General features: G+C 68.1%; 24 protein-coding genes. 14 read left to right on the forward strand and 10 right to left on the reverse strand.

What is annotated here, in order from left to right:
- The first annotated feature begins 46 nt into the window (after positions 1-46).
- From HOV91_RS06625 to hpf, 13 genes are all read left to right on the forward strand, one after another.
- Entirely contained in the window at positions 47-1,294 is a 1,248-nt protein-coding gene (locus HOV91_RS06625; protein WP_174184557.1) for an alkane 1-monooxygenase, read from the forward strand.
- Positions 1,295-1,364: 70 nt separating this feature from the next.
- The gene (locus HOV91_RS06630; RefSeq protein WP_174184558.1) at positions 1,365-1,538 is read left to right on the forward strand and encodes a rubredoxin; all 174 of its coding nucleotides are present in this window, start codon (positions 1,365-1,367) and stop codon (positions 1,536-1,538) included.
- Positions 1,535-1,717: a rubredoxin gene (locus tag HOV91_RS06635; RefSeq protein ID WP_043730863.1), complete on the forward strand. Its 183-nt coding sequence runs from the start codon at positions 1,535-1,537 to the stop codon at positions 1,715-1,717. The genes HOV91_RS06630 and HOV91_RS06635 overlap by 4 nt, the downstream gene beginning before the upstream one ends.
- Before the next feature lie 40 nt (positions 1,718-1,757).
- Positions 1,758-2,378, forward strand: coding sequence for a TetR/AcrR family transcriptional regulator (locus HOV91_RS06640; RefSeq protein ID WP_174184559.1), 621 nt, complete (start codon positions 1,758-1,760; stop codon positions 2,376-2,378).
- A gap of 193 nt (positions 2,379-2,571) precedes the next feature.
- A complete protein-coding gene (locus HOV91_RS06645) occupies positions 2,572-3,708 on the forward strand; it encodes an alkane 1-monooxygenase (RefSeq protein ID WP_312884499.1) in 1,137 nt (378 codons plus the stop codon).
- A gap of 116 nt (positions 3,709-3,824) precedes the next feature.
- Positions 3,825-5,309: an adenosylhomocysteinase gene (gene ahcY / locus HOV91_RS06650; RefSeq protein WP_174184560.1), complete on the forward strand. Its 1,485-nt coding sequence runs from the start codon at positions 3,825-3,827 to the stop codon at positions 5,307-5,309.
- A 634-nt stretch (positions 5,310-5,943) separates the two neighbouring features.
- Positions 5,944-6,291, forward strand: a complete 348-nt coding sequence (locus HOV91_RS06655) for a hypothetical protein (RefSeq protein WP_174184561.1) — start codon at positions 5,944-5,946, stop codon at positions 6,289-6,291.
- 97 nt (positions 6,292-6,388) lie between these two features.
- A complete protein-coding gene (locus HOV91_RS06660; protein WP_174184562.1) occupies positions 6,389-7,036 on the forward strand; it encodes a dTMP kinase in 648 nt (215 codons plus the stop codon).
- A gap of 78 nt (positions 7,037-7,114) precedes the next feature.
- Positions 7,115-7,792, forward strand: coding sequence for an MtrAB system response regulator MtrA (gene mtrA / locus HOV91_RS06665; RefSeq protein ID WP_159920600.1), 678 nt, complete (start codon positions 7,115-7,117; stop codon positions 7,790-7,792).
- A 44-nt stretch (positions 7,793-7,836) separates the two neighbouring features.
- Positions 7,837-9,849 carry an MtrAB system histidine kinase MtrB gene (gene mtrB, locus HOV91_RS06670; RefSeq protein ID WP_438822636.1) on the forward strand — a complete coding sequence of 671 codons (2,013 nt, stop codon included), beginning with the start codon at positions 7,837-7,839 and terminating at the stop codon, positions 9,847-9,849.
- A 2-nt stretch (positions 9,850-9,851) separates the two neighbouring features.
- Positions 9,852-11,669 (forward strand): MtrAB system accessory lipoprotein LpqB, encoded by a 1,818-nt coding sequence (gene lpqB / locus HOV91_RS06675; protein ID WP_438822634.1) that lies wholly within the window; start codon positions 9,852-9,854, stop codon positions 11,667-11,669.
- Positions 11,670-11,919: 250 nt separating this feature from the next.
- A complete protein-coding gene (locus tag HOV91_RS06680) occupies positions 11,920-12,564 on the forward strand; it encodes a ComF family protein (RefSeq protein ID WP_174184564.1) in 645 nt (214 codons plus the stop codon).
- Between the two features lie 299 nt (positions 12,565-12,863).
- The gene (gene hpf / locus HOV91_RS06685) at positions 12,864-13,478 is read left to right on the forward strand and encodes a ribosome hibernation-promoting factor, HPF/YfiA family (RefSeq protein ID WP_438822637.1); all 615 of its coding nucleotides are present in this window, start codon (positions 12,864-12,866) and stop codon (positions 13,476-13,478) included.
- Positions 13,479-13,812: 334 nt separating this feature from the next.
- On the opposite strand, the gene HOV91_RS06690 is transcribed toward hpf, so the two are convergent.
- From HOV91_RS06690 to HOV91_RS06700, 3 genes are read right to left on the reverse strand one after another with little or no spacing between them, the layout of a single operon-like run.
- Complete coding sequence (locus HOV91_RS06690; RefSeq protein ID WP_174184566.1) at positions 13,813-14,337, reverse strand: hypothetical protein; 525 nt, start codon at positions 14,335-14,337, stop codon at positions 13,813-13,815.
- A gap of 47 nt (positions 14,338-14,384) precedes the next feature.
- On the reverse strand, positions 14,385-14,816 hold the full coding sequence (locus HOV91_RS06695) for a hypothetical protein (protein ID WP_174184567.1): 432 nt from the start codon (positions 14,814-14,816) through the stop codon (positions 14,385-14,387).
- A 10-nt stretch (positions 14,817-14,826) separates the two neighbouring features.
- Positions 14,827-15,528: a helix-turn-helix domain-containing protein gene (locus tag HOV91_RS06700; RefSeq protein WP_174184568.1), complete on the reverse strand. Its 702-nt coding sequence runs from the start codon at positions 15,526-15,528 to the stop codon at positions 14,827-14,829.
- A gap of 310 nt (positions 15,529-15,838) precedes the next feature.
- Between HOV91_RS06700 and HOV91_RS06705 the strand changes: the two genes are divergently transcribed.
- A complete protein-coding gene (locus HOV91_RS06705) occupies positions 15,839-17,131 on the forward strand; it encodes an acetyl-CoA C-acyltransferase (protein ID WP_174184569.1) in 1,293 nt (430 codons plus the stop codon).
- Between the two features lie 81 nt (positions 17,132-17,212).
- Here the strand turns inward: HOV91_RS06705 and HOV91_RS06710 are convergent, their stop codons facing one another.
- The 7 genes from HOV91_RS06710 to HOV91_RS06740 all read right to left on the reverse strand — a co-directional run bounded on the left by HOV91_RS06710 (position 17,213) and on the right by HOV91_RS06740 (position 24,359).
- Positions 17,213-17,383, reverse strand: coding sequence for a hypothetical protein (locus HOV91_RS06710; protein WP_174184570.1), 171 nt, complete (start codon positions 17,381-17,383; stop codon positions 17,213-17,215).
- 146 nt (positions 17,384-17,529) lie between these two features.
- A complete protein-coding gene (gene bluB / locus HOV91_RS06715) occupies positions 17,530-18,150 on the reverse strand; it encodes a 5,6-dimethylbenzimidazole synthase (protein ID WP_174184584.1) in 621 nt (206 codons plus the stop codon).
- 107 nt (positions 18,151-18,257) lie between these two features.
- A complete protein-coding gene (locus HOV91_RS06720; RefSeq protein WP_174184571.1) occupies positions 18,258-19,514 on the reverse strand; it encodes a fatty acid desaturase family protein in 1,257 nt (418 codons plus the stop codon).
- Positions 19,515-19,613: 99 nt separating this feature from the next.
- A complete protein-coding gene (locus HOV91_RS06725) occupies positions 19,614-21,050 on the reverse strand; it encodes a fatty acid desaturase family protein (RefSeq protein WP_174184572.1) in 1,437 nt (478 codons plus the stop codon).
- 46 nt (positions 21,051-21,096) lie between these two features.
- Positions 21,097-22,254, reverse strand: coding sequence for a ferredoxin reductase (locus HOV91_RS06730; RefSeq protein WP_174184573.1), 1,158 nt, complete (start codon positions 22,252-22,254; stop codon positions 21,097-21,099).
- 124 nt (positions 22,255-22,378) lie between these two features.
- A complete protein-coding gene (locus HOV91_RS06735) occupies positions 22,379-22,927 on the reverse strand; it encodes a DUF6912 family protein (RefSeq protein ID WP_438822638.1) in 549 nt (182 codons plus the stop codon).
- Positions 22,928-22,937: 10 nt separating this feature from the next.
- On the reverse strand, positions 22,938-24,359 hold the full coding sequence (locus HOV91_RS06740) for a WS/DGAT/MGAT family O-acyltransferase (RefSeq protein WP_174184574.1): 1,422 nt from the start codon (positions 24,357-24,359) through the stop codon (positions 22,938-22,940).
- Between the last annotated feature and the right edge of the window lie 337 nt (positions 24,360-24,696).

Below are 24,696 nucleotides of genomic sequence, written 5' to 3' on the forward strand. Positions count from 1 at the left end.
GGTAATGCACGTCACAGGTAACGTGCCGTTCGGAATGGAGACAACGATGTCGACGCACGCCGACATGTCCGCGCAGCCGGTCGAGGTTCCGGCTTGGCGGGACCGCAAGCGCTATATGTGGCTGTGGGGGCTGTTCGCCCCGACCGGCCTGTTCACCCTCGGGCTGCCGGTGATCTGGGCATTGAACGAACTCGGCTGGCACCGCCTCGCCCAGGTGCCGTTCTGGCTCGGGCCGATCCTGGTCTACGTCCTCATTCCGATCGCGGACATCTTCTTCGGCCCGGACGGCGACAACCCGCCCGACGAGGTGATGGAGTACCTGGAGAACGACAAGTACTACCGCTATCTCACCTACCTGTACCTGCCGTTCCAGTACGCCACGCTGCTGATGGCGGCCTACCTGATCACCGCGGACGACGTGAGCTGGCTCGGCATCGATGGCGGGCTGCACGTGGTGGACAAGATCGGGCTGGCGATCACCGTCGGCATGATCGGCGGCATCGGCATCAACACCGCCCACGAGCTCGGTCACAAGAAGGTGGATCTGGAGCGCTGGCTGTCGCGCATCGCGCTGGCCCAGTCGTGCTACGGGCACTTCTACATCGAACACAATCGCGGCCACCACGTGCGCGTCGCGACCCCGGAGGACCCGGCGAGTTCGCGGGTGGGCGAGACGTTCTGGGCGTTCTGGCCGCGCACCGTGTGGGGCAGCCTGAAGTCGTCCTGGCAGCTGGAGAAGGTGCGCCTGGACCGGCTCGGCAAGAAGCCGTGGAGCCTGCGCAACGAGGTGCTCAGCGCCTGGCTGATGTCGGCGGCGCTGTTCGCGGCCCTGGTCGCGGTGTTCGGCATCGAACTGCTGCCGTACCTGATCCTGCAGGCGGTGGTCGGCTTCAGCCTGCTTGAGGCAGTCAATTATCTGGAGCACTACGGGCTGGTGCGGCAGCGCACGGCCAGCGGCCGGTACGAGCGGCCCGCCCCGGTGCACAGCTGGAACAGCGACCACATCGTCACCAACATCTTCCTGTACCACCTGCAGCGGCACAGCGATCACCACGCCTACCCGACCCGGCGCTACCAGACCTTGCGCAGCTGGGACGGCGCGCCCAACCTGCCGAGCGGCTACGCCAGCATGATCCTGCTTGCCTACTTCCCGCCGCTGTGGCGGCGCGTCATGGACAAGCGCGTGCTCGCGCACTACGACGGTGACATCACCCGCGCCAACATCGATCCGGGCAAGCGGGAGAAGGTGCTGGCGCGGTATGGCGGGGGCGAGGGCGGAAAGGACAGGGCATGAGCGGTCAGGCCCGGAGGAGGCAGCGGAGCGTGACCACGCAGGGCTCCGCTCGTGCCGGAAAGGACACAGCATGAGCGCGTATCGCTGCCCCGTCTGCGACTACGTCTTCGACGAGGCGAAAGGCGCGCCGCACGAGGGCTTTCCGCCGGGCACTCCGTGGGAGCGGGTGCCGGAGGACTGGTGCTGCCCGGACTGCGGCGTACGGGAGAAGATCGATTTCGAGCCGATAGGTACAACACAATGACCGAGTACAAGCTCTATCAGTGCATCCAGTGCGGCTTCGAATACGACGAAGCCGAGGGCTGGCCGGAGGACGGCATCGCGCCGGGGACCCGCTGGGACGACATCCCCGACGATTGGACGTGCCCGGACTGCGGGGCCGCCAAGGCGGACTTCTACATGGTCGAAATCGAACGGTCGTGAGATTTTGACTGCGGCAGGCGCCCGTGACAATGTCGCGGGTATGCCGCGCAACGGAGCCAGGATTCCTTACCAGGAGGCCGCGCGGGACCTGCTGCGGACGTCGGTCCTGGACGCGATGCGCGAGCTGCTCACCGAGCGGGATTGGTCCAAGATCACGCTCGGGGACGTCGCGTCCAGGGCCGGCGTGAGCAGGCAGACCCTCTACAACGAGTTCGGCTCGCGCGGCGGCCTCTCCCAGGCATACGCCCTGCGTCTGGCCGACTTCCTGGTCGACCACGTGGACGCGGCGATCAACGGCAACGTCGGCGACGTCCGGGCCGCGTTCCGCGACGGCGTGGCGAATTTCTTGTTCGACGCGGCGTCCGATCCGCTGGTCCAGTCGCTGGTCGCGGGCGAGGTGAAGCTGGATCTGCTGCGCTTGATCACCCTCGACGCGGGACCGTTGCTGGAGCACGCGACCGAACGGCTGTCGCGTGCCTTCCAGCACAGCTGGGTGGCGACCACGGCGGCCGAGTCGGACGTCATCGCGCACTCGCTGGTGCGAATCGCGCTCAGCTACATCCCCACTCCGCCCGGTCCGGGGCGGGACGCGCCCGCGGAATTGAGCGCGCTGTTGAGTCCCTACGTCGAAGCGATCCTCGCCGCGCGAGTGCAGAGCTGACTGCGGGCGGCAAGCGGCTCGCGACTGACTAGCGCATTCGCAGCACATTAAAAACCGACTGCACGGCTTGTAGTAGCGATCACGTCTCAACCGAAGGCATTGGTGTAACGGACAACAAGTCAGCAAGTATTCTCATGCGACGGTGTTCGGGTCTTCTTTGAGTGGGGCAAAAGTGCAAACGGTTGGCAAACCGGTGGGATCGCCCGATCCCAAACGCCATCTGTGGCTTCTCGGCTTGCTCGCGCCTTCGTCCGCATTGCTGCCGTCACAACTGGTGCTGCACACCGGCGCCGAGGTCTTCTGGTGGATCGGCCCGATCATCGTGCTGATCGTCATCCCCGTGCTGGACTGGACGATCGGCGTGGACGGAAGCAACCCGAGGGACGAGGACTACGAGCTGCTGTCCAACGACCGGTACTACCGGTGGTGCACGTACCTGATGCTCCCGGTCCAGCTGATCGGCCTGGTGATCGCGTGCTACATGTGGGCCGGTGACGACTTGAGCGTGGTCGACAAACTCGGTCTGGCCGCCACCCTCGGATTCGTCAGCGGCATCGGCATCAACGCCGCCCACGAACTCGGGCACCGGGTCGAACGCATGGAGCGCTGGCTGGCGAAGATCGCGCTCGCGCAATCCGGTTACGGGCACTTCTTCGTCGAGCACAACCGCGGCCACCACGTGCGGGTGGCGACCCCGGAGGATCCGGCCAGCGGGCGACTAGGCGAGTCGCTGTGGGAGTTCTTGCCCCGCAGCGTGTCCGGGAGCTTCCGCTCGGCGCTCGCGCTGGAACGCGAGCGGCTCGCCCGCAAGGGCAAGGGCTGGTGGAGCCGGGACAACCACATCTTGCAAGCCTGGTCGATGACGCTCGTACTGTTCGGCGTCCTGATCGCGGCGTTCGGGTTCCACGTGCTGCCCTGGCTGCTGCTGCAGGCGGTCATCGGCATCGGGCTGCTGGAGACGGTGAACTACGTCGAGCACTACGGCCTGCTGCGCGCGCGCCGCCCGAACGGCATGTACGCCCGCTGCTCGCCGCGCGACAGCTGGAACAGCGACCACCTGGTCACCAACATCTTCCTGTTCCATCTGCAGCGGCACAGCGACCACCACGCCAACCCGGGGCGGCGTTACCAGACGCTGCGCACCTCGGAGCAGGCTCCGCAACTGCCCGCCGGGTACGCGGCCATGATCGTGCTGGCCGCCATCCCGCCGCTGTGGCGGTGGGTGATGGACGAGCGCGTGCTCGCCCACTACGGCGGCGACATCACACTGGCGAACATCCAGCCGCGCAAGCGGCGCCGCATCCTGGCGGCCCGCCGAGCCACCGCGTAAGCGACGCCTCCCGGCCGAGCCCGCCGCCGCGGTGCTCGACGAGGACAGGCGCGTCGACCACGCCCGGTCGCGAGCGACTAGCCTTGCCTCGGTACTTGCCGAACCAGGAGAGGCTGATGACCACCTCAGAACTTCACGCACGCACGTCGTTGACCGCCGATGTCCGCAACGGCATCGACTACAAGGTGGCAGATCTGTCGCTGGCCGATTTCGGCCGCAAGGAGATCCGTCTGGCCGAACACGAGATGCCCGGTCTGATGGCGCTGCGCCGTGAGTACGCCGAGGTGCGGCCGCTGCAGGGCGCGCGCATCTCCGGCTCGCTGCACATGACCGTGCAGACCGCGGTGCTGATCGAGACCCTGACCAGCCTCGGCGCCGAGGTTCGCTGGGCCTCGTGCAACATCTTCTCGACCCAGGACCACGCGGCGGCCGCCGTGGTCGTCGGCCCGCACGGCACCGTCGAGGAGCCCGAGGGCACCCCGGTGTTCGCCTGGAAGGGCGAGACGCTGGAGGAGTACTGGTGGGCCGCCGAGCAGATGCTCACCTGGCCGGGCGAGCCGGCCAACATGATCCTCGACGACGGCGGCGACGCCACCATGCTCGTGCTGCGCGGCGCGCAGTTCGAGAAGGCGGGCGTGGTGCCGCCGGAGGAGGAGGACCACTCGGCCGAGTACAAGGTCTTCCTGAACCTGCTGCGCGAGCGGTTCGAGACCGACCGGGGCAAGTGGGGCAAGATCGCCGAGTCGGTCCGCGGCGTCACCGAGGAGACCACCACCGGCGTGCTGCGGCTCTACCAGTTCGCGGCGGCGGGCGAGCTGGTGTTCCCGGCGATCAACGTCAACGACTCGGTCACCAAGAGCAAGTTCGACAACAAGTACGGCACCCGCCACTCGCTGATCGACGGCATCAACCGCGGTACCGACGTGCTGATCGGCGGCAAGAAGGTATTGATCTGCGGCTACGGCGATGTCGGCAAGGGCTGCGCGGAATCGCTTGCCGGACAGGGCGCCCGGGTGCAGGTCACCGAGATCGACCCGATCAACGCGCTGCAGGCGCTGATGGACGGCTACGACGTGGTGACCGTGGAGAACGCGATCGGCGAGGCCGACATCGTCATCACCGCGACCGGCAACAAGGACATCATCACCCTCGAGCACATGAAGGCGATGAAGGACCAGGCCATCCTCGGCAACATCGGTCACTTCGACAACGAGATCGACATGGCGGCGCTGGAGCGTTCCGGCGCAACGAGATTGACCATCAAGCCGCAGGTCGACCTGTGGACGTTCGGGGAGACCGGCCGCTCGATCCTGGTGCTGTCGGAGGGACGTCTGCTCAACCTCGGCAACGCGACCGGTCATCCGTCGTTCGTGATGTCGAACAGCTTCTCCAACCAGGTGATCGCGCAGATCGAGCTGTGGACCAAGCCCGAGCAGTACGACAACGAGGTCTACCGCCTGCCCAAGCACCTGGACGAGAAGGTCGCCCGCATCCACGTCGAAGCGCTCGGCGGCGAGCTCACCAAGCTCACCAAGGACCAGGCCGAGTACATCGGCGTGGACGTCGAGGGCCCGTACAAGCCGGACCACTACCGCTACTGACATGCGGAACAACCGGAGGCCGCGGGCACCGAAAGGTGTGAGCGGCCTCCGTCTTTCCCGCATCCGCCTGCCGGGTTGGTTACAATCCTGGACAGGGCGATCGACATTGTCGATGTAAGCGCTGCGATCCAGCATTGAGCAGTGCGAAACGGGGGGAATTGATATGAAGCGCATCCGCATGTCGACGGGAATGAGCCTTCTAGTTCTGTCGGCTGCTCTGGCTGCCGGGGTTGCTGTAGCGACCGCTCCAAGCGCGTCAGCCCAGCAGGTGTGGGGTGCGTGCGGCATCAGCACGCCGGAAGACAAGGTGGTCGCCACATACAGCAAGGGCACACTGCGTTGCGGCAATAGGGGATGGGGTTTTCGACATGTTCAGGGCTCACATCTGAACGACTGGCAACGGCTTGCAGATATCGAGGGAAAGAACTGGCGCGATATCGCCGACATCGCTATTGCGAATCGATGGACAACCCAGACACCGAACGCTCCGTGGGGAGTGATCGGCACTGCTACTCGGGTCAGATCTACCTGGTCAACAAGGTCCGTGGCACGGTTGCGGCGACCGCGCAGCCGACCGTTATCGTGAACACTGCAACGGGGAATATCGTGACCGCGTATCCCGGAGGTGGTTGCCGTGTCTGACCCAGCTATGGCCGATCTGGTGCGATCAATCATCGAGGCCGGCCGGGACTGGGATCTCGGCATCGTCGAACGAGGCGGTTCGCTGTGGATCGACCGCCGCGCCGGAGCGCCGGTCCAGCCCCCGGTGGAAATTCGGTTCACCAGAGATGAGCTCGCCGAGTACTACCAGAGAACGGTGAGCGACGGTGGACACGAGGCTTCGCCGCAAACGTCCTGGGAGTGGTGGAAGAGTCTGGTGTCGACACATCTCGCTGAGGCCATGTACAAGCTGGGTGGCCTGGCAGGCCCAGGGGTAATCAAGATCGGGGAGTTCGGGCTGACGGCAGCGGGGCCGGACTGAGCTGTGCGGTGACTGCGGCGCCCCGCCGCGCAGCAGGGCATATACGCTGGTGAGGCGATGTAAGCGGCGGGCGGCGGGCGGGGTAGTGTGCCTGGTCATGGGAGTGCTGATAGCGGTCGAGGGTCTCGACGGCGCGGGCAAGCGGACGCTGATCGCGCGGGTCGTCGCCGACCTGCGTGGGCGTGGCCTGCGCGTCGCGACGCTGGCCTTCCCGCGCTACCGCGCCTCGGTGCACGCCGACCTGGCCGCCGAGGCGCTGCGCGGCGCGCACGGCGACCTCGCCGCCTCGGTCAGCGGCATGGCTCTGCTGTTCGCGCTGGACCGCGCCGACGCCCAGGACGAGTTGTCGAAGCTCTTGGCCGACAACGACGTTGTGATCCTGGACCGCTACGTCGCCTCCAACGCCGCCTACTCGGCCGCCCGGCTCGGGCAGCCGGCCGACGGTGAAATCGTGCAGTGGGTGGGCGAATTGGAGTTCGATAGGTTCGCCTTGCCGACGCCCGCGCTGCAAGTGTTGCTCGACGTGCCGGTCGAGCTGGCCGCCGAGCGTGCCCGCAGGCGTGGCGAACTCGACGCCGAGCGCGCGCTCGACGCCTACGAGCGCGACGGCGGCCTGCAGCACCGGACCGGGGCGGTGTACCGTGAGCTGGCCGAACGCGACTGGCGCGGACTTTGGTGGACATACCGATCCGAGGACGGCCCGGCCGCGCTGGCCGCGCGGATCGCCGAAATCGTTGGTCGATAAGGTGGGCTGTGCCGCGGGTTCGCACCAGTGTTGGCGTGGCGGCCCGATCCTGGCCTGGGAGATGACAACATAGTAGTTATGAAGCCGAAGATTCTGGTCGTCGACGACGATATGGCACTCGCTGAGATGCTCACGATCGTCTTGCGCGGGGAAGGGTTCGACCCGCATGTGGTCGGCGACGGCACACAGGCCCTGGCGGCGGTGCGCGAGCTCCGCCCCGATTTGGTGTTGCTGGACCTGATGCTGCCCGGCATGAACGGCATCGACGTGTGCCGTGTGCTGCGGGCCGATTCCGGGGTTCCGATCGTGATGCTCACGGCCAAGACCGACACGGTCGACGTCGTGCTGGGTCTGGAATCGGGCGCCGACGATTACATCGTCAAGCCCTTCAAGCCGAAGGAGCTCGTCGCCCGGGTGCGCGCGCGGCTGCGCCGCACCGAGGAGGAGCCGGCCGAGCTGCTGTCCATCGCCGATATCGTGATCGATGTGCCCGCGCACAAGGTCAGCCGCGGCGGCGCGCAGATCTCGCTGACGCCGCTGGAGTTCGACCTGCTCGTCGCCCTGGCCCGCAAGCCGCGCCAGGTGTTCACCCGTGAGGTCCTGCTCGAGCAGGTCTGGGGTTACCGGCACGCCGCCGACACCCGTCTGGTGAACGTCCACGTGCAGCGGTTGCGGGCGAAGGTGGAGAAGGATCCGGAGAACCCGGAGATCGTGCTGACCGTCCGCGGTGTGGGTTACAAGGCCGGACCACCGTGACCGATGGCGTGATCGCGCGTCTCCAACGATCGCTGGCTCCGGTGGTGGCCTGGTTCCAAGCGGTCGGCATTGCCTTAGGCCACCTCTGGCGCCGCTCCCTGCAGTTGCGCGTCATCGTGTCGACGCTGACGCTGTCGCTGATCGTCATCACGATCCTGGGCGTGGTGCTGACCAGTCAGATCACCGACCGGTTGCTGGACGCCAAGATCAACGCCGCGGTCGAGGAGATGGACCGGGCGCGCAACACGGTGGAGAGCCAGCTGGCGGGCGTGCACGACATCGGCGCGCAACCGCAGCGGCTGGAGGAGGCCCGCAACGCGCTGTCCAATCGTGGCGGCACCGGCCAGTCCAGCGGCGCGGCGGGCAGCTTCGACTCGGCGCTGAGTGTCATCGGCGGGATGCCGCCGCAGCAGATCCCCCGCGGCCCGATCCAGGAGGTGCCCGACGAACTGCGCCGGTTCGTGCAGCGCAACCAGGTCAGCTACCAGTTCGCCACCGTCGAGGACGCGGACGGTTACAGCGGTCGCGCGCTGATCATCGGCAGCCCGAGCGCGGAGATCCCGACGCTGGAGATCTACCTGATCTTTCCGCTCGCCAACGAGGAACGCAGCCTCGCGCTGATGCGCGGCACCATGCTGGTCGGCGGCGTCGTGCTGCTGGTGTTGCTTGCCGCGATCACCGCGCTGGTCACCAGGCAGGTGGTCCTGCCGATCCGCTCCGCGGCCCGGATCGCGGGCCGGTTCGCCGACGGCAGACTCAAGGAACGCATGCTGGTGCGCGGCGAGGACGACATGGCTCGGCTGGCCCAGGCGTTCAACGAGATGGCCGAGAGCCTGTCCAACCAGATCACCCAGCTGGAGGAGTTCGGCAATCTGCAGCGCCGGTTCACCTCCGATGTCAGCCACGAACTGCGCACGCCGCTCACCACCGTGCGCATGGCCGCCGATCTGATCCACGGCAGCAGTGACGATCTCGATCCCGCCCTGGCCCGCAGCGCCGAGTTGCTGGTCAACGAGCTGGACCGGTTCGAGGGCCTGCTCAACGACCTGCTGGAGATCAGCAGGCACGACGCGGGCGTCGCCGAACTCCAGGTCGAGTCGCTGGACGTGCGGATGTGCGCGCGGGCCGCGATCTCGACCGTGCGGCACCTGGCCAAGGACGCCGGGGTCGAGGTGATCACGGACATGCCGGAGGAACCGCTGGTCGCCGAGGTCGATCCGCGCCGCGTGGAGCGGGTGCTGCGCAATCTGCTCGCCAACGCCATCGACCACAGCGAGGGCAAGCCGGTGCTGCTGCGGATGCGCGGCGATCTCGACGCCAACGCCGTCGCCGTCGTCGTGCGGGACCAAGGCATCGGCCTGCGGCCCGGCGAGGAGAAGCTGGTCTTCAACCGGTTCTGGCGTTCGGACCCCTCGCGCATGCGCCGCTCCGGCGGCACCGGCCTCGGTCTGTCGATCAGCGTGGAGGACGCGAACCTGCACGAAGGCAAGCTCGAAGCCTGGGGCGAGGTCGGCGTCGGCGCCAGCTTCCGCCTGACGCTGCCGCTGGTGCGCGGCAAGAAGCTCGGCACGAGCCCGCTGCCGCTGGAACCGCCCCGCAAGTCGATGCGCGTGGTCGAGCCGGAGCCGCCCGTCGCGCGCGAGGGGGCGGTTGCCGAACCGGATACGGCGCAGCCGCTCGCCGCCGGGCGGGGCGGTGACGAGTCGGCTCGAGGGGACGCACGCGTCGGTTCGGACGCGGTGGGCGGTGACGAGACAGCTCTCGAGGACGCACGCGTCGGCTCGGACGCGCGAGGCGAGGACTCGACGCGGACCGAACCGGAGGCGCCGGAGACGGACGCCGACGAACCCGGTATCGGTGCGTCGAATGCGGTGCCGGAGCGGAAATCGCAGCCGAGCGCGAGTGAGCCGTCCGGCGTGGCGGACGGCGCGCCGACGCCTGGTGACAGCACATCGACCGAGGACGCGCCCGTGTCCGGAGCGAACGGATCGCCGGCCTCCGAGTCGGCGCGGACCGGTCGCGGCGGGTCGCGCGAACCGGGGGACATACAGTCATGAGAATGCGTGTCGGATCTGCGCGAAGACGGCGGCTGACCGTGCTGGCGGCGGCGGTCCTTGCGGTGCTCGTTCCGCTCACCGCGTGCGCCAGCCTGCCGGAGTCATCGGCCCCGGAGGCGCTGGGCACCATCAACCGCGGGCCGACCTCCGAGGGCCCGCCGCCGCCCGTCGCCAACCGCGATCCCGATCTGCTGCTGCGCGACTTCCTGCAGGCCACCGCCGATCCGGCCAACCGGCATCTGGCCGCCCGGCAGTACATGACGCCCGCGGCTTCCACGCAGTGGGACGACGCCGCGGGCACCGTCATCGTCGAAAAGCCGGACACGCTGCGCGAATCGCGCTCCGGTGACAAAGCCACCTACCAGATCCGCGCGCGCAAGGTCGGCGAGCTGGCCGCCGATGGCGGGTACCGTCCCAGCGACGACCTCGTCATCGTGGAGAACAAGATCGAGCTGACCAAGGTCGACGGCGAGTGGCGCATCGATGAGCTGCCCGACGGCGTCGTGATGGACTCCACCGCGTTCTTCAAGTCCTACCGCCGCTACGTGCTGTACTTCATCGATCCGGACGCCAACATGGCCGTCCCGGATCTGCGCTGGATGTCGGTGCAGAAGCCGCAGCTGCCGCAGCGGCTGCTCAGCTCGCTGATCGAGGGGCCGCAGCCCGCGCTGGCGTCGATACTGCGCAATGAACTCACGCCGCCGATCGCGCTGCGCGGCACGATCACCAAGCTCAACGGTGAGCCCGACGACGTCGGCATCGGGCTCGGTGGCGTCCGGATCGACTTCGCAGGCGCGTCGGCGCTGAGCCCGCGCGACCGCGAGCTGCTCGCCGCGCAAGTGGTGCTCACCCTGTCCAGCGCCGACATTCTGGGGCCCTATCAGCTGCTCGCCGACGGCAAGCCGCTGGACGAGCGGTTCGCCGCGAACGGATACAGCGCGGCGGACGTGCAGCAGTTCAATCCGGCCACGTCCGCGCGCAATCAGGTCGGGCTGCACGCCCTGCGCGGTGGCGGACTGGTGGAGGTCGGCGACAACGGCGGCATCAAGCCCACACCCGGCTACTTCGGCGGGGTGTCAAACCTGCAATCGGCGACCCTGTCCCCGGACGGTCAGTTCATCGCCGCGGTGGCGGAGGCCGGAAGACCACCGGGCACGCCGTCACGCACCCTGATGGTCGGCACCTACGGCGGGAACGCTTTCCCGGTGGCCGAGGGATTCACCATCACCCGCCCCTCGTGGACCGCCGACGGCAGCGCCGCGTGGGCGGTGGTCGACGGCGAACGGGTCATCCGTGCGGTCAACGATCGGGGCACTGGAAACGTGTCGGTGCAGAACGTGGACATCTCCGCCTTGACCGCGGCCTCCTCGGCATCGGCGCCCCGGCTGCCGATCACCGAACTGCGGATCTCCCGCACCGGCGTGCGGGCGGCGATGATCGCCGACGGCAAGGTGTACGTCGCGGTCGTCGTGCCGCAACCGGACGGGAAGCTCTCGCTGGCCTCTGCGCTTCCCGTGGGAGTCGGACTCAGCACGGCGGCGGTGTCGGTGGACTGGCTGGACGCCGACTCGATCATCATCGCGCGTGAGGGCAATGTCGACCCGGTGAGCACCGTGTCGGTCGACGGGTCGGAACCGACGCCGCTGACGTCGCAGAATCTGACCGCCCCGGTGCGCTCGGTGAGCGCGAGCTCGGATCATCAGTATGTCGCCGACTCGCGTGCGGTGCTGGAGCTGACCTCGGCTCCGGACCAAGGCCAGCCGTACTGGCGTGAGGTCCCCGGCTTGGGCGCCAACGCCATCCCCGTCCTCCCCGGCTGAGCCGCGGCCGTGCGCGCCGGTGCCGAATGCCTCGGCCGTCGCGGGCCAGGGCCGGGACATCTTCCCCGGGTGGCCGGTCATCAAGGGCTGGTGGCTCGAGCAGGCCGCGGCAACACGTGCTCCTTGCTGCGGCGTGCGCGTGTCGAGCAACCGCGGAAACAGCGGCGCCGCAACATCAACAGCGTGCTGCCTGTGGATCGCCGTAGGCACGTCGAGCGAACCTGTCGGCGTCCGGACGCACACTGTGCCGATGCGAACCCTGCTCGACCTGGTGTTGCCCGCCGCCTGCGCGGGCTGCGGACGTGCCGGAGCCGGTTGGTGTGCCGACTGCGCCGTCGTGCTGGCCGGTCCGCCGGTGCGGGTGTGGCCGCGCACCGACCCTGGCGTCCCGTGCTGGGCGCTCGGGCCGTACGCGGGCCCCGCGCGCCGGGCGGTGCTCGCCGCCAAGGAACGCGGACGGCGGGATCTGGCGAAGCCGCTGGGGGCGGCTTTGGCGGGCGCGCTCGCCGAACTGCGTTCACCGGGGCGGCCCCTGGTGGTGGTGCCCGCGCCGAGCAGGGCCGTGGCGGCGCGGCGCAGGGGTGGTGATCCGGTGCTGCGCGCCGCGTCGGCGGCTACGCGATGGCTACCGAGCGCTCGCGTGGTACCCCTGTTGCGGGTGGGGCGTGGGGTGCGGGATTCGGTGGGCTTGACACCCGCCGAGCGGGCCCGGAACCTGGATGGGCGGGTGACCGCGGTCGCCGGTCGCGCCACCGACCGGGAGATTCCGGCGAACGCCGAGGTGGTCTTGGTCGACGACGTGCTGACCACCGGTGCGACGGCCCGCGAGTCGGTGCGCGCTTTGCGGTCGATCGGATTGCCGACACATGGCGTTCTGGTTACTTGCGCTGCTTGAATCCGGGAAATTTGCGTGAATACTGGCGATCAGCCCGTCGGCGGACTAGCGTCGCGGACACACACCCGAACCGCAAGTTTGGAGGTGGCGCCTCGGACATTCGTGCCGAGTACTTGTCGCTCGGCACCGTTCAATCCCGCCGCACTGGAATCGGTCGGTGCGGCCAGATCCGGGAGGTACGCGTGACGACTTCTTCACGACCTTCAGTGAAAGATCCCGCTACTTCGGTGCTGGATTCCGGCGCCCAGGAAGCACCAGAGCAACCCGCAGCGGAACGACCACGTGCGCCACGCGGCGACATCGTGGTGAAGGGCCGCAACGTCGAGGTGCCCGACCACTTTCGTATTTACGTCGCGGAAAAACTCTCCCGATTAGAACGCTTCGATCCGTCGATCTTCCTCTTCGACGTGGAGCTGTTCCATGAGCGCAACCGTCGTCAGCGCAAGAACTGCCAGCGCGTCGAAATCACCGCGCGCGGAAAGGGTCCCGTGGTGCGGGCGGAGGCCTGCGCGGACAGTTTCTACGCCGCCTTCGAGTCGGTGACCGCCAAGCTGGAGAGCCGGTTGCGCCGCACCAAGGATCGGCGCCGGGTGCACTACGGCGACAAGACGCCCTTGTCCGTCGCCCAGGCCACGGCCGATCTGGTGGACGACTCCCTGTTCGATCGGCTCAGTGAGTCCGGCGCCGCGCACGCACACGCGGACGAGGAAAGGGAACCGGACTACGAGGCGGGTCCCGGCCATATCGTGCGCACGAAGGAGCACTCCGCGACTCCGATGTCCGTCGACGACGCCCTGTACCAGATGGAACTCGTCGGCCATGATTTCTTCCTGTTCCAGGACAAGGAGACCGACCGGCCGTCGGTGGTCTACCGCAGGCACGCCTTCGACTACGGTCTGATCCGGCTGGCCTGACCACTCTGTCCCATTCCCGCTGCTCCGGGCATTCGGCTCACCGGCTGGATGCCCGGAGCAGTGCTTCGACGCCGGTTCGGCCGAGTCGTAGACCCACTGCCGGGCCCACGGTGTGGGTCCGCGCCCGCACCGCACGAACCGCCGCCTCCTCAAATGGGGTCACCATCGAAAGATGATGCGGCAGACGCTGATGCCGCGCTCAAGCAGGGTCAGCGTGGCGACACCCCACGGCACGGCTGGATCGCGCAGATGGGCGCGGTGACGTGGTGGAGCACGAGACGCCGCGCGAGTACGACCACCGCGACGACGATCAGTGGTATCCGGATCGGCGAGGTCACCGTCTCCGGTCGCGGAAGAACGTGCGATGCAGCAGCGAATCGCGGCGCGGGGGCCGCATGGCGTGCAGCATCACCATGTCGGCGAAGGTCTCCGCGTCGCGCTCACGCAGCGTGCCGTAGTCGGTGCGGCCGAGCACGTGGGCGATCGACTCCGGCGAGATCGAGGGCAACAGGTCGGCCACCGCCGCCACGGTCGGTGTGCTCACGAGCGGGTCGCCGGGTTCGGTCTGCTCCGGGCCGTGTCCCAGCAGCATGTGCCCGAGTTCGTGCATGATGATGTGCTCGGCGTGCCATTCGGTGGTGTCGGCGCCGTAGACGATGACGTCGCTGTCCTGTTTCGCGATCCACAGGCCGCTGCCCGTGCCGCATCCGGTGCCGGCCAGCAGCGCGGTATCGATCGGTAGCAGGCTGATGCTGCGGCCCCGGTATTCCGCGACGTCATCGAGGTAGGTCCGCAGATCCCATGGGTGGGGTATCGGGAGGTCCCGGGTCAAGCTCCGGAACCGGGCCTGGATGGCCATGTGATCGGTCTCCTACAAAAGCTCAGTGGCCCATGTAGGTACGCATGTTACCGACTCGGCGGCGTGGGCTCCGCCGTGCTCTGGATGATCTTGGCCAGCATCGCCCGATCGATGTTCGAACCGCGCAGCGCGATGCTGGCGACGTTCGCGTCGCGCATGGTGGCGAGCAATTCCAGTTCCCGGTCGATCGCGTCCGCGGCGGGTCCTCGGGTGAGCAGATAGTCGGCGGCGACGCCGAAACCCCGCGCCACCGCGGCGAGGATCTCGGCATCGGCCGCCGCGTGCTCGTCGTCGAACTCTCCGCCGCGCACGCGGGTCAGGTAGCTCGCGGGCACCGTGCGTCCGATGAACTCGCTCACCTGCTCGGCGACGGATTCGGTGCTGCGCTCCGGCGCGGAGCGCGGATGCATCACGGCGAACAGCCGATTGATCTTGTGGCTCAGTGCCAGCGCCGCGCCGTGTGGTCCGTCCTCGGTCATGCCTGCCTCGTCACTCGCCGTTTCGAACCGGTGCCGTCGCCGCGTTGGCCGCCAGCCAGCGTGCGCGGAATAGGGCTTCGGTCGCTGCATCGATGTCCTCCGATCGACCGGCCAGCCAGCGGCGGTACCGGCGCTCCTGTAGCTCACCGGGGTCGCTCGCTTCCGCGGGGACCGCGAGCAGGTGGGAGAAGGCCATCTCCACCAGTGGGTGCACCTGTCTGCCCGGCCCGCCGTTGCGTTCGAGCATGGCGGTCGCGTATCGCGCGGAGAGTTTGGAGACCACCCGGTTGAGTTCCGCGATCGCCGCGACCACCTGAGGATCGTCGGTGCGACCGTTCTCGACCGCGTCGGTGAGTCGGCCCGATGCCGCGAGAAGCCCGGTGAGATCGGAGATTTCGAACCGGATGGCGTCCGGCCCGGCCACCACGGATTCGCCCGCGGCCCGGGAGGCGTTCGCGGGCTCGGCGGCGGCGGGCACGCCGCCCGCGTAGGTGCGCGCGGCGCTGCCTGGCAGCCATCGCAGCGGGGCGTCGAGCTTGTTCAGCGTTTGCATGCTGATCGCGGCCTCGCCGTCTTCGATCTTCCGAATGGTCGGCGCCGAAGGTCCCCCGAGGTCGCCGATCTGTAGCTGGGTGAGGCCGAGCTCGTCCCGGCGTTCTTTGATGATTCGCCCGAATCTCTTCTGCCGCGACAGCTCCGAAGGGCTATGCATAGTGGGTCCATGGTAAGCCGGTCGCAGGATATAAGCAAACAGATAGAAAGTGTTTGGAAAATCAGTGCAAATCTTGCTACTGTGTTTTGCGTCGGATGGCCGGGGAGCCATGTGGCCGGTTCCGGAACGGGCAGGGGCGTTCGCCGGGACGGACGTCTCCGGTCTGCCGCGCAACGGCGCGTGGCAGACCGGGTTCAGCGGCGGTGGAGGGGATCGTCGCTGCGTCGGGGTTCACCGTCGGCGAAGGGGGTCGACGGTGAACTTACTATGCAGTAAGTTTGGTGGTCCCAGCCTTTCGAAAGGAAATCGCATGGCCACCAAAGCTGCTCGCCGTGCCGTGATCGTGTCCGGTGCGCGCACGCCGTTCCTGCGGGCGTTCACCGGATACACCCGGATGGACTCCATCGCGCTGGCCGACGCCGCGGTTCGCGGCTTGCTGGAGCGGACAGGGCTGCCCGGCGCACAGGTGGAGGCGATCGTCTGGGGTGGGGTCGTCCTGCCGAGCGCGGCGCCGAACATCGCTCGGGAGGTCGCGCTGGATCTGCGACTGGACCCTGGTTGTGAGGGCTACACGGTGACCAGGGCCTGCGCCTCCGGCTTGCAGGCGGTCACTTCCGCCGCGGCCGCGATCGAGCGGGGCGAATACGACGTGATGATCGCGGGCGGCAGTGATTCCACCTCGAACGCCGAGGTCAAACTGCCGCAGAAGGTCGTGCACGCGGCGGCGCCGCTGGCGCTGGGCAAGGCTCGGCCGAAGGATTACCTGTCCGCGGTCACGCGCCTGGCTCCCTTCACCGACCTGCTGCCGAGCCGGCCGAGGATCGCCGAGCGCACCACCGGTGAGGTGATGGGCGAGTCGGCCGAGAAGATGGCCCGCATCCACGGCGTGAGCCGCGCCGACCAGGACGAGTTCGCCGCCCGCTCGCACCACCGCGCGGCGGCGGCCATCGAGTCGGGCCGGTTCGACGACGAGGTGCTGCGGGTGCGCACGCCCGAGGACGTGGAGATCCTGCGCGACGGCCTGGTCCGCGGCGACACCAGCGTCGCGAAACTGGCCGGTCTGAAGCCCGTTTTCGCGACCGACGGTAGCGTCACCGCGGGCAACGCCAGCCCGCTCACCGACGGGGCCGCCGCGGTGCTGCTGATGAGCGAAGAGAAAGCGCATGCCCTCGGGTATCGTCCGCTGGCGGCGTTCCGGTCATGGAGTTACGTGAGCGTCGACCCGGCCGACCAAGTGCTGATCGGGCCCGCCATCTCGATGCCGCAGGCGCTGGAGAAGGCCGGAATGGCGCTGGCCGACGCTGATCTCGTCGACATCCACGAGGCCTTCGCCGCCCAGACCTTGTCCGTGCTGACCGCCCTGGCCAGCGACGAGTGGGCCAAGACCAAACTGGATCGCGACACCGCCGTCGGCGAGGTGGACATCGACCGGCTGAACGTGCACGGCGGTTCGATCTCGCTCGGTCACCCGTTCGGCGCCACCGGGGCGCGCATGGTGACCACCATGGCCAACGAGCTGGCACGCACCGGGAAAAGCACTGCCCTGCTGGGGATCTGCGCCGCGGGTGGTATCGGCGCCTCGGCGGTGCTCGAGCGCGTCTGAGGCGAGTGTGCGTACCCGCCGGCCGACCGGGAGTCCCCGGTCGGCCGGCGGCAGGCTCGCTACCGGTTACGGCAGGCGGCCTCAGGGTTTGCCCGTGGCGCCCCGCCGCTTGCGGCCCTCGTCCGCGATGATCCGCAGACAGGTCTGGTGCTTGGTCTCGCCGGGGAAGCCTTCCCGGCGCAGGCGCAACATCGCCTGTGCCAGATCGATGCCCAGCTCGCTAGACAGCCGAACAGCATCGACATTGGCCATTACGCAAACCTCCTGGAACCGACGAACATCACCGTGAGCAGCCCTGCCTGCGAAGCAGTTTCGCCCTTGTCGTACCCAGTCGGAATGCGATTGAACCATGAACCATCCACACATTTGCGTAACGATGCCCGGCCGGTGCGGGAGGGTCAGCGGCGATAGGTTTCGTGGTGCACCGCGTCCGTCAGCGGTCTCCCGGCGCGCCAGCCGAAGCGCTCGAGGTCGGGAACGTTCTGGAATTCGCGCACCGGCCCGACACATAGCCAGGCGACTGTGCGGACGCCCGCCGGAAGATCGATCAGGTCGGCGAGGAACCCGGGATCGTAGAACGACACCCAGCCGACGCCGACACCTTCGGCGGTAGCGGCCAGCCACAGGTTCTGGATGGCGAGAACCGCGGAGTAGATGCCCGTTTCGGGCACCGTGGCCCGGCCCAGCACCTGCGGTCCGCCACGAGCGTGGTCGTAACAGACCACGATGCCGGTGCCGCTCTCCAGAATGCCCTCGATCTTGATCGGCTCGAAGGTCGCGGCGCGCTCGGGTGGCAGCGTGTCCCGGAACTCCACGCGCTTGTCCGCCACATGGTCGGCGAACTTGCGCAGCGTCACCGGTTCGCGAACCACCACGAAATCCCAGGGCTGCGAATTCCCCACACTGGGTGCCCGGTGCGCCGCATCCAGCAACCGCCACAGTGTCGCGTCGTCCACGGGTTCGCCGGTGAACTCCGCGCGCACGTCACGGCGCCGTCGGATCGCCTCGTAGACGTTCAGAACCTCAGCATGCACCGCCCGAGTCAATCAAACCGGGCGATCCCTCCGCACACGGCGGGGTGCGTCGCTCGGCGGCCCCAGATCTGAGCCGCCGAACGACGCGCTGTTCAGCGGGCGGCGGAAGCCGTGCGCCGGGCGAGCCGCCGACGGCCTTGGGCGAGCGCGGTGCGCAGACCGCGGCGCCGACCGGTCACCGGATCGATGGAGGGTGTGGTGCTGCCGCCGAATCTGCGTTCCGAGGCCGTCTCAGGGGCATCGTCGGCGGTGGCCCGCAGGTACTTGTTCGGCAGCGCCAGCTTGAGAATGGTGCGCCACGCCTTGAAGTACTGCACCGGCAGCGAACCGGTGGTGTAGGGCAGGTCGTACTTGTCGGCCAGCTCGCGCACTCGCACGGCGATGTCGGCGTAGCGGTTGCTCGGCAGGTCGGGAAACAGGTGATGCTCGATCTGGTGGCTCAGGTTGCCGGTCATGAAGTGCATGACCGGGCCGCCGGAGATGTTGGCGCTGCCCAGCATCTGGCGCAGGTACCACTGGCCCTTCGTCTCGCCGTCGATGTCGGCCTTGGTGAACTTCTCCGCGCCGTCGGGGAAGTGCCCGCAGAAGATCACCGCGTTGGACCAGACGTTGCGGATCGCGTTGGCGGCCAGGTTGGCCGTCAGCGTGGAGAAGAACGCGGGCCCGGTGAGCGCCGGGAAGATCACGTAGTCCTTCAGGATCTGCTTGCCCATCTTGGTGAGCGCCTCGTCACGCTTGCGCTCGAACTCGGCGCGCTCGGGGGAGCCCGGCTTGTACCGGCCCGCCGCGAGCTTGCCCAGCTCGAGGTGCTGGATCGCCACGCCGTACTCGAAGAACAGCTGCAACACCAGGTTGTAGATCGGGTTGCCCAGGTTGAACGGCTTCCAGCGCTGGTCGCGCGTCACCCGCAGCAGGCCGTAGCCGATGTCGTCGTCCATGCCGAGCACGTTGGTGTACTTGTGGTGCAGGTAGTTGTGGGTGTGCTTCCAGTGCTTGGCCGCGCCGGTGTTGTCCCACTCCCACGAGCTGGAGTGGATCTCCGGATCGTTCATCCAGTCCCACTGCCCGTGCATGACGTTGTGCCCGATCTCCATGTTCTCGATGATCTTGGCGGTACCGAGCAGGGCGACGCCGGCCAGCCACGCGGGGCGCTTCGGGCTGGCGAACAGCACCGCGCGACCGCTGATCTCGAGAGCTCGCTGCAACCTGATGACATTGCGGATGTACTTCGCGTCGCGCTCGCCGCGCGACGCCTCGATTTCCCGCCGGATCGCGTCGAATTCCGCGCCGAGTGCTTCCACGTCGGCCTCGGTGAGGTGCGCATATTCCTTGACATCCGAGATCGCCATACGGGTTACTTTATCGTAAGTTACGAGACCGTAGGTTACGAAGTTCGCCGTGTGGATGTGTCAAATACCCTATTGCGATCCCGGATGTCGGCTGGTATGTTAGCGCACCCTTCGGCGAAGGCGAAAACGCTTGTCCCGCATAGCTTTTTCGCGCAGCGCCGCCTGTTCGTGGCGGGCCCGCTCCTGGAACGCGTGCTTGGCCTCGCGCAGCACCTGCCGCTCGTGCTCGGCCTTGACCTGCAGGGTCGCCTTGGCCTCGCGCAGCATCTCCTTCTCCTGCCGCGCCTTCTCCTGCAACACGACCTTCGCCTCGTGCAGCGCCGAACGCAGGCCGCGCCGCTTGCCGGTCTCCGGATCGACGCGCAGCCAGTGCGTCGACTCCGTACCCAGCGACGGCAGCGTGATCCCGGCGAACTTCCGTTCCGACGAGGTCTCGGGCGCGTTGTCGGCGGTCGCCTTGAGGAACCGGTCCGGCAGCGCCAGCTTGTGGATGGTGCGGAAGGCGAGCAGATACTGCTTGCCCAGCGACCCGGTGGTGTAGGGCAGGTCGTACTTGTCGCACAGCTCACGCACCCGTACCGCGATCTCCGGGTACCGGTTGCTCGGCAGGTCGGGGAACAGGTGGTGCTCGATCTGGTAGCAGAGGTTGCCGCTCATGAACGCCATGGCGGGCCCGGCCTTGAAGTTCGCGCTGCCGAGCATCTGGCGCAGATACCACTCGCCGCTGGTCTCGCCCTCGAGTTGCTCGATGGTGAACTTCTCGGCGCCGTCCGGGAAGTGACCGCAGAAGATCACCGCGTACGCCCACAGGTTGCGCACCAGGTTCGCCGTCGCGTTCGCCTTCAGCGTGTGCTTGAACGCCCGGCCGGTGAGCGCGGGATAGAACAGGAAGTCCTTGGCCACCTGGCGACGGATCTTGCGTCCGAACGCCACGTTCGGCTCCGACATCAGCTGCCGGCGCGGCGTGCCCGCGAGCTCCTTCTCGATGCTCCAGTCGTGCAGCGCGATGCCCCACTCGAAGGTCGCGGCGAGCAGCAGGTTCGCCAACGGCTGCACCAGGTGGATCGGCCGCCACGGCTCGTCGCGGGTCATCCGCAGGATGCCGAAGCCCAGATCCTCGTCCTTGCCCAACACGTTGGTGTAGGTGTGGTGGGAGTAGTTGTGCGCGCGGCGCCACTGCGCGGAGGGACCCGTCATGTCCCACTCCCACGAGGTGGAGTGGATCTCCGGATCGTTCATCCAGTCCCATTGCCCGTGGCTGACGTTGTGCCCGAGCTCCATGTTCTCGATGATCTTCGCGACCGACAGCAGCGCGGTGCCGGTCAGCCACGCCCAGCGGTTGCGGCTGCCGAACAGCACGGCGCGAGCCGCGACCTCCAGACCGCGTTGCGCCGCGATCGCGCGCCGGATGTACTTCGCGTCACGCTCGCCGCGCGACAGCTCCACCGAACGCCGGATGGAATCGAGTTCCTGCCCCAGTGTCTCGATATCGGCCGCCGTGAGGTGGGCAAATGTCTTGATGTCGGTGATGGCCACCGGGGGTCCTTTCCCTACTCGATACATATCGAGGGTACCTGGCGGACTACACGTCCAGGGTGCAGTCGCCCGCCGCCACGGAGATGCAGGTCTGTACCTTGTCGCCTTCCCGGCGCTCCTCGCCGTTGCGCAGGTCGCGCGCGTGGCCGGAGCTCAGGGTGACGACGCAGGTCTGGCAGATGCCCATCCGGCAGCCGAACGGCATCTGCACGCCGGCGGACTCACCGGCCTCGAGCAAGCTGGTCGCGCCGTCCGCCTCGACGGTGCGGCCGGTGCGGCCGAAGGTGACCGTGCCGCCCTCGCCCACCGCGGAGCGCTCGATCTCGAAGCGCTCCACGTTCAGCCGGTCCGACAGGCCCGCGTCGCGCCAGTGGTTCTCGATCTCGTCGAGCATCCCCGCCGGTCCGCAGGCCCAGGTGTGCCGTTCCCGCCAGTCCGGGAAGGTGGTGTCCAGGTCGGCGAGCGCGAACTTGCCCCGCTCGGCGGTCAGATGCAGGTGGGTGTGGAAGCTCGGGTTGCGCTCGTGCAACTCCCGCAACTCCGCGCCGAACATCACGTCGTCGGCGGTCCGCGCCGAGTGCAGGTGCGCCACGTCGGTGAACAGCTCGCGGCGGTCCAGCGCGCGCAGCATGGACATGACCGGGGTGACGCCGCTGCCCGCCGTCAGGAACAGCACCTTCTCCGGCGGCGGGTACGGCAGCACGAATCCGCCCTGCGGCGCGGCGAGGCGGACGATCGTGCCGACCGGCACGCCGCTGACCAGATGACTGGACAGGAAACCTTCCGGCATGGCCTTCACGGCGATGGAGATCAGCCGCTTCCCGCCGTGGCCGGGCGCCGACCAGTTCGGCGGGCAGGTCAGCGAGTACGAGCGCCAGTGCCAGCGCCCGTCGACCAGGAGGCCGATGCCGATGTACTGACCGGGCAGATATTTGAAGTCGAAGCCCCACCCCGGCTGGATCACCAGCGTCGCGGAGTCGGTGGTCTCCTTGCGCACCTCCACGATGCGCCCGCGCAGCTCACGGGCCGACCACAGCGGGTTGGCCAGGTGGAGGTAGTCGTCGGGCAGCAAAGGCGTGGTCACCCGCGCCACGGCGCCGCGCAGCACGTTCAGTTTGCCGCCGCGCTCGGCGACGCTTGCGGCGGGCGCCTCCAGCCACGCGCGGACGCCTCGCACGGAGAAGCTCCCAATTTTCGAACCCATCGCTGCCGTTGGTCTCCCTGTCGTCGGATGCGCAGGCCGCCGTCTCTCCGATCAGCGGCCACGTCAGCAAGGTTACGGCATCGTAGGTTATCGCGGTGGGCGAGCCCGCGAACGGCGCCGCGGGTCAGAGCAGTTCGAGAAGGAAAGGCAGCTCCTGAGCGGCGTACCAGGCCAGTTGATGGTCTTCGGCGTCGCCGAGGACGAACTCCGCGTCGGCGTCGCCGAGGTCGGCGGCGTCGACCACGTCGACGGCCTTGGCCACCTGGGGTTCGGCGTCGGCCAGGTCGACGTGCACCGAGGCGATCTGCTGATAGGTGATCGGACCCGCGAGCCGGACCACCGCGTCGTCGAGGTCGGGCCGCAACGTCGCGCCGGTGACGTCGGCGGCGATCACCGCGCGCCGGTAGACCGGACTGCCGCCCGCGACCGGTGCGGCGTCCTCGTCGGAGTCCTCCGTGGCGCCGATCGCCTCGCGTTCGGCGGCCAGCAGCCGCAGCGAGGCGCGGGCGGCCTCGTTCATGGCGACCTCGCCGAGCTCCTCGTCGTCCCCGGAGGCGTAGGCCTCGCGCAGGGTGGGCGTCACCGCGAACGCGGTCCCGCCGACCGGGGCCAGCTCCCGGTTGTCGACCAGCTCGCGCAGCATCGGCACCGTCGCCGGGATGTAGACCCGCAGCTTCTTCTGATCAGGCGCAGGCACCGAGCATCTCCTCCATGGAATCGCGCACCGCCGTGGCGAGCACGCCGATATCGGCCATCGCGTCGCGGTCGGCGTTGAGCCCGTAGAAGACACGTCCGTCGTAGGACGTGATCCCGATACTCGACGCTTGATTGCGCAGCAGTGGCGACACCGGGTACATCTCCAGCATCCGCGCGCCGCCGATGTACATCGGCGCTTGCGGACCCGGCGCGTTGGTGATCACCAGATTGAACGTGTGTTCTGCGAACGTACTCGCCGCGCGCACACTCATCGCGTGCAGGCTGGCCGGAGCGAATCCGGCCAGATGCACGAGGGTACGCGCGCGGACGCCGCGCCGCTGACGTCCGTTGAATTCGGTGGCGTGCGCGATGTGCGACAGCCGCATCACCGGATTCGGCTCACCGACCGGCAGATCGAGCAGGAACGACGACACCTCGCTCGACGATCGGGTGTGCTCGCCGCCGGGTGCCTCCACGTACACCGACATCGGCACCACCGCCCGCAGCGTGCTCGACTCGGTGAGCGCTTCGCCGCGCGACAGCAGCCAGTTGCGCAGGGCGCCGGTGACCACCGCGAGGATCGCGTCGTTGATCGAGCAGCCGAAACGGCCCTTGATGGTGCGGTAGTCCGCCAGATCGGTGCGCACCACATCGAAGCGCCGGTTCCGCGAGGTACGGGTGTTCAGGGGGCTGGCGGGCGCGCCGGCCGTGGCGCTGCGCATCGCGGCCACCACCGACTCGACCGCCTTGCCCGCCGTCCCGAGTACCGCGAACGCGCTCGCGCTCGCGTCCCTGGCCACTTCCAGCGCTTTGCCCGGCCGCGCTGCGAGCTGGGCCAGCGCGCCGATCAGCAGTTCCATCTCGCCGGGTTCGCGCGGCGCGATCCAGTCGTCGTCGGCCAGCACCCGGGGCGCGGGCCCCGCGTCGAGGATCACGTGACCGATCTCGAGCGCGGTGTCCCCGTCCACCAGCGCGGAATGGGACTTGGTGAAGATCGCGCAGCGACCTTCGGACAGCCGCTCGATCAGGTACATCTCCCACAGCGGCCGGGCCGGATCCAACGGGTGGGAGGCGAGCCGGGCGACCAGGTCGTGCAGTTGCTCGTCGGTGCCGGGGCCGGGCAGCGCCGAGCGCCGGATGTGGTAGGTGATGTCGAACCGGCTGTCGTCGACCCAGACCGGCCGCCCGAGCGACAGCGGGATCTCCCGCACCTTGCGCCGATACCTCGGCACCAGCGGAAGCCTGCTTTCGACCAGGTCGACCAGCCGGTCGTAGTCCAGGATCGCCTGCCCGGCGCTGTCACCGGGTTCGGTGTTCCGCACGATCGCGAGAGAGCCGATGTGAATCGGATTGCTGCTCGACTCCAGCCGGTAGAACGCCGTGTCCTGCGGCGTCAGTCTCGTGATCACGCTGCCCGGTACTCCTTTTCCCGATGCGGTCCCCCCGCTCATTGTGCTGCCGCACCGACCGTTATCCCGGCCGTTGTGGCATTTCTGATTGATTCGGCGTTCGAGCTGGACAGAATTGATCAGATCACAGCGGCAACCGGGATGCAGGTCGAAGCATCCGCCCCCGCGCCGTGTCGAAGCCGCCGCGCCCATATCGGCCATCCTGTGTAGGTCGAACACGCGCGCTGCGGCACTGCGCCAGCCATGCGTGGGTCCCGCAGTCCCACAGCGTTCGGGTCGAGGCAGCAGCCCTCGTACCACGCGGAGATCCGCCCACCACCCACCGCGTGCACCCGAC

The organism is Nocardia barduliensis (assembly GCF_013315795.1).
Classification (GTDB): domain Bacteria; phylum Actinomycetota; class Actinomycetes; order Mycobacteriales; family Mycobacteriaceae; genus Nocardia; species Nocardia barduliensis.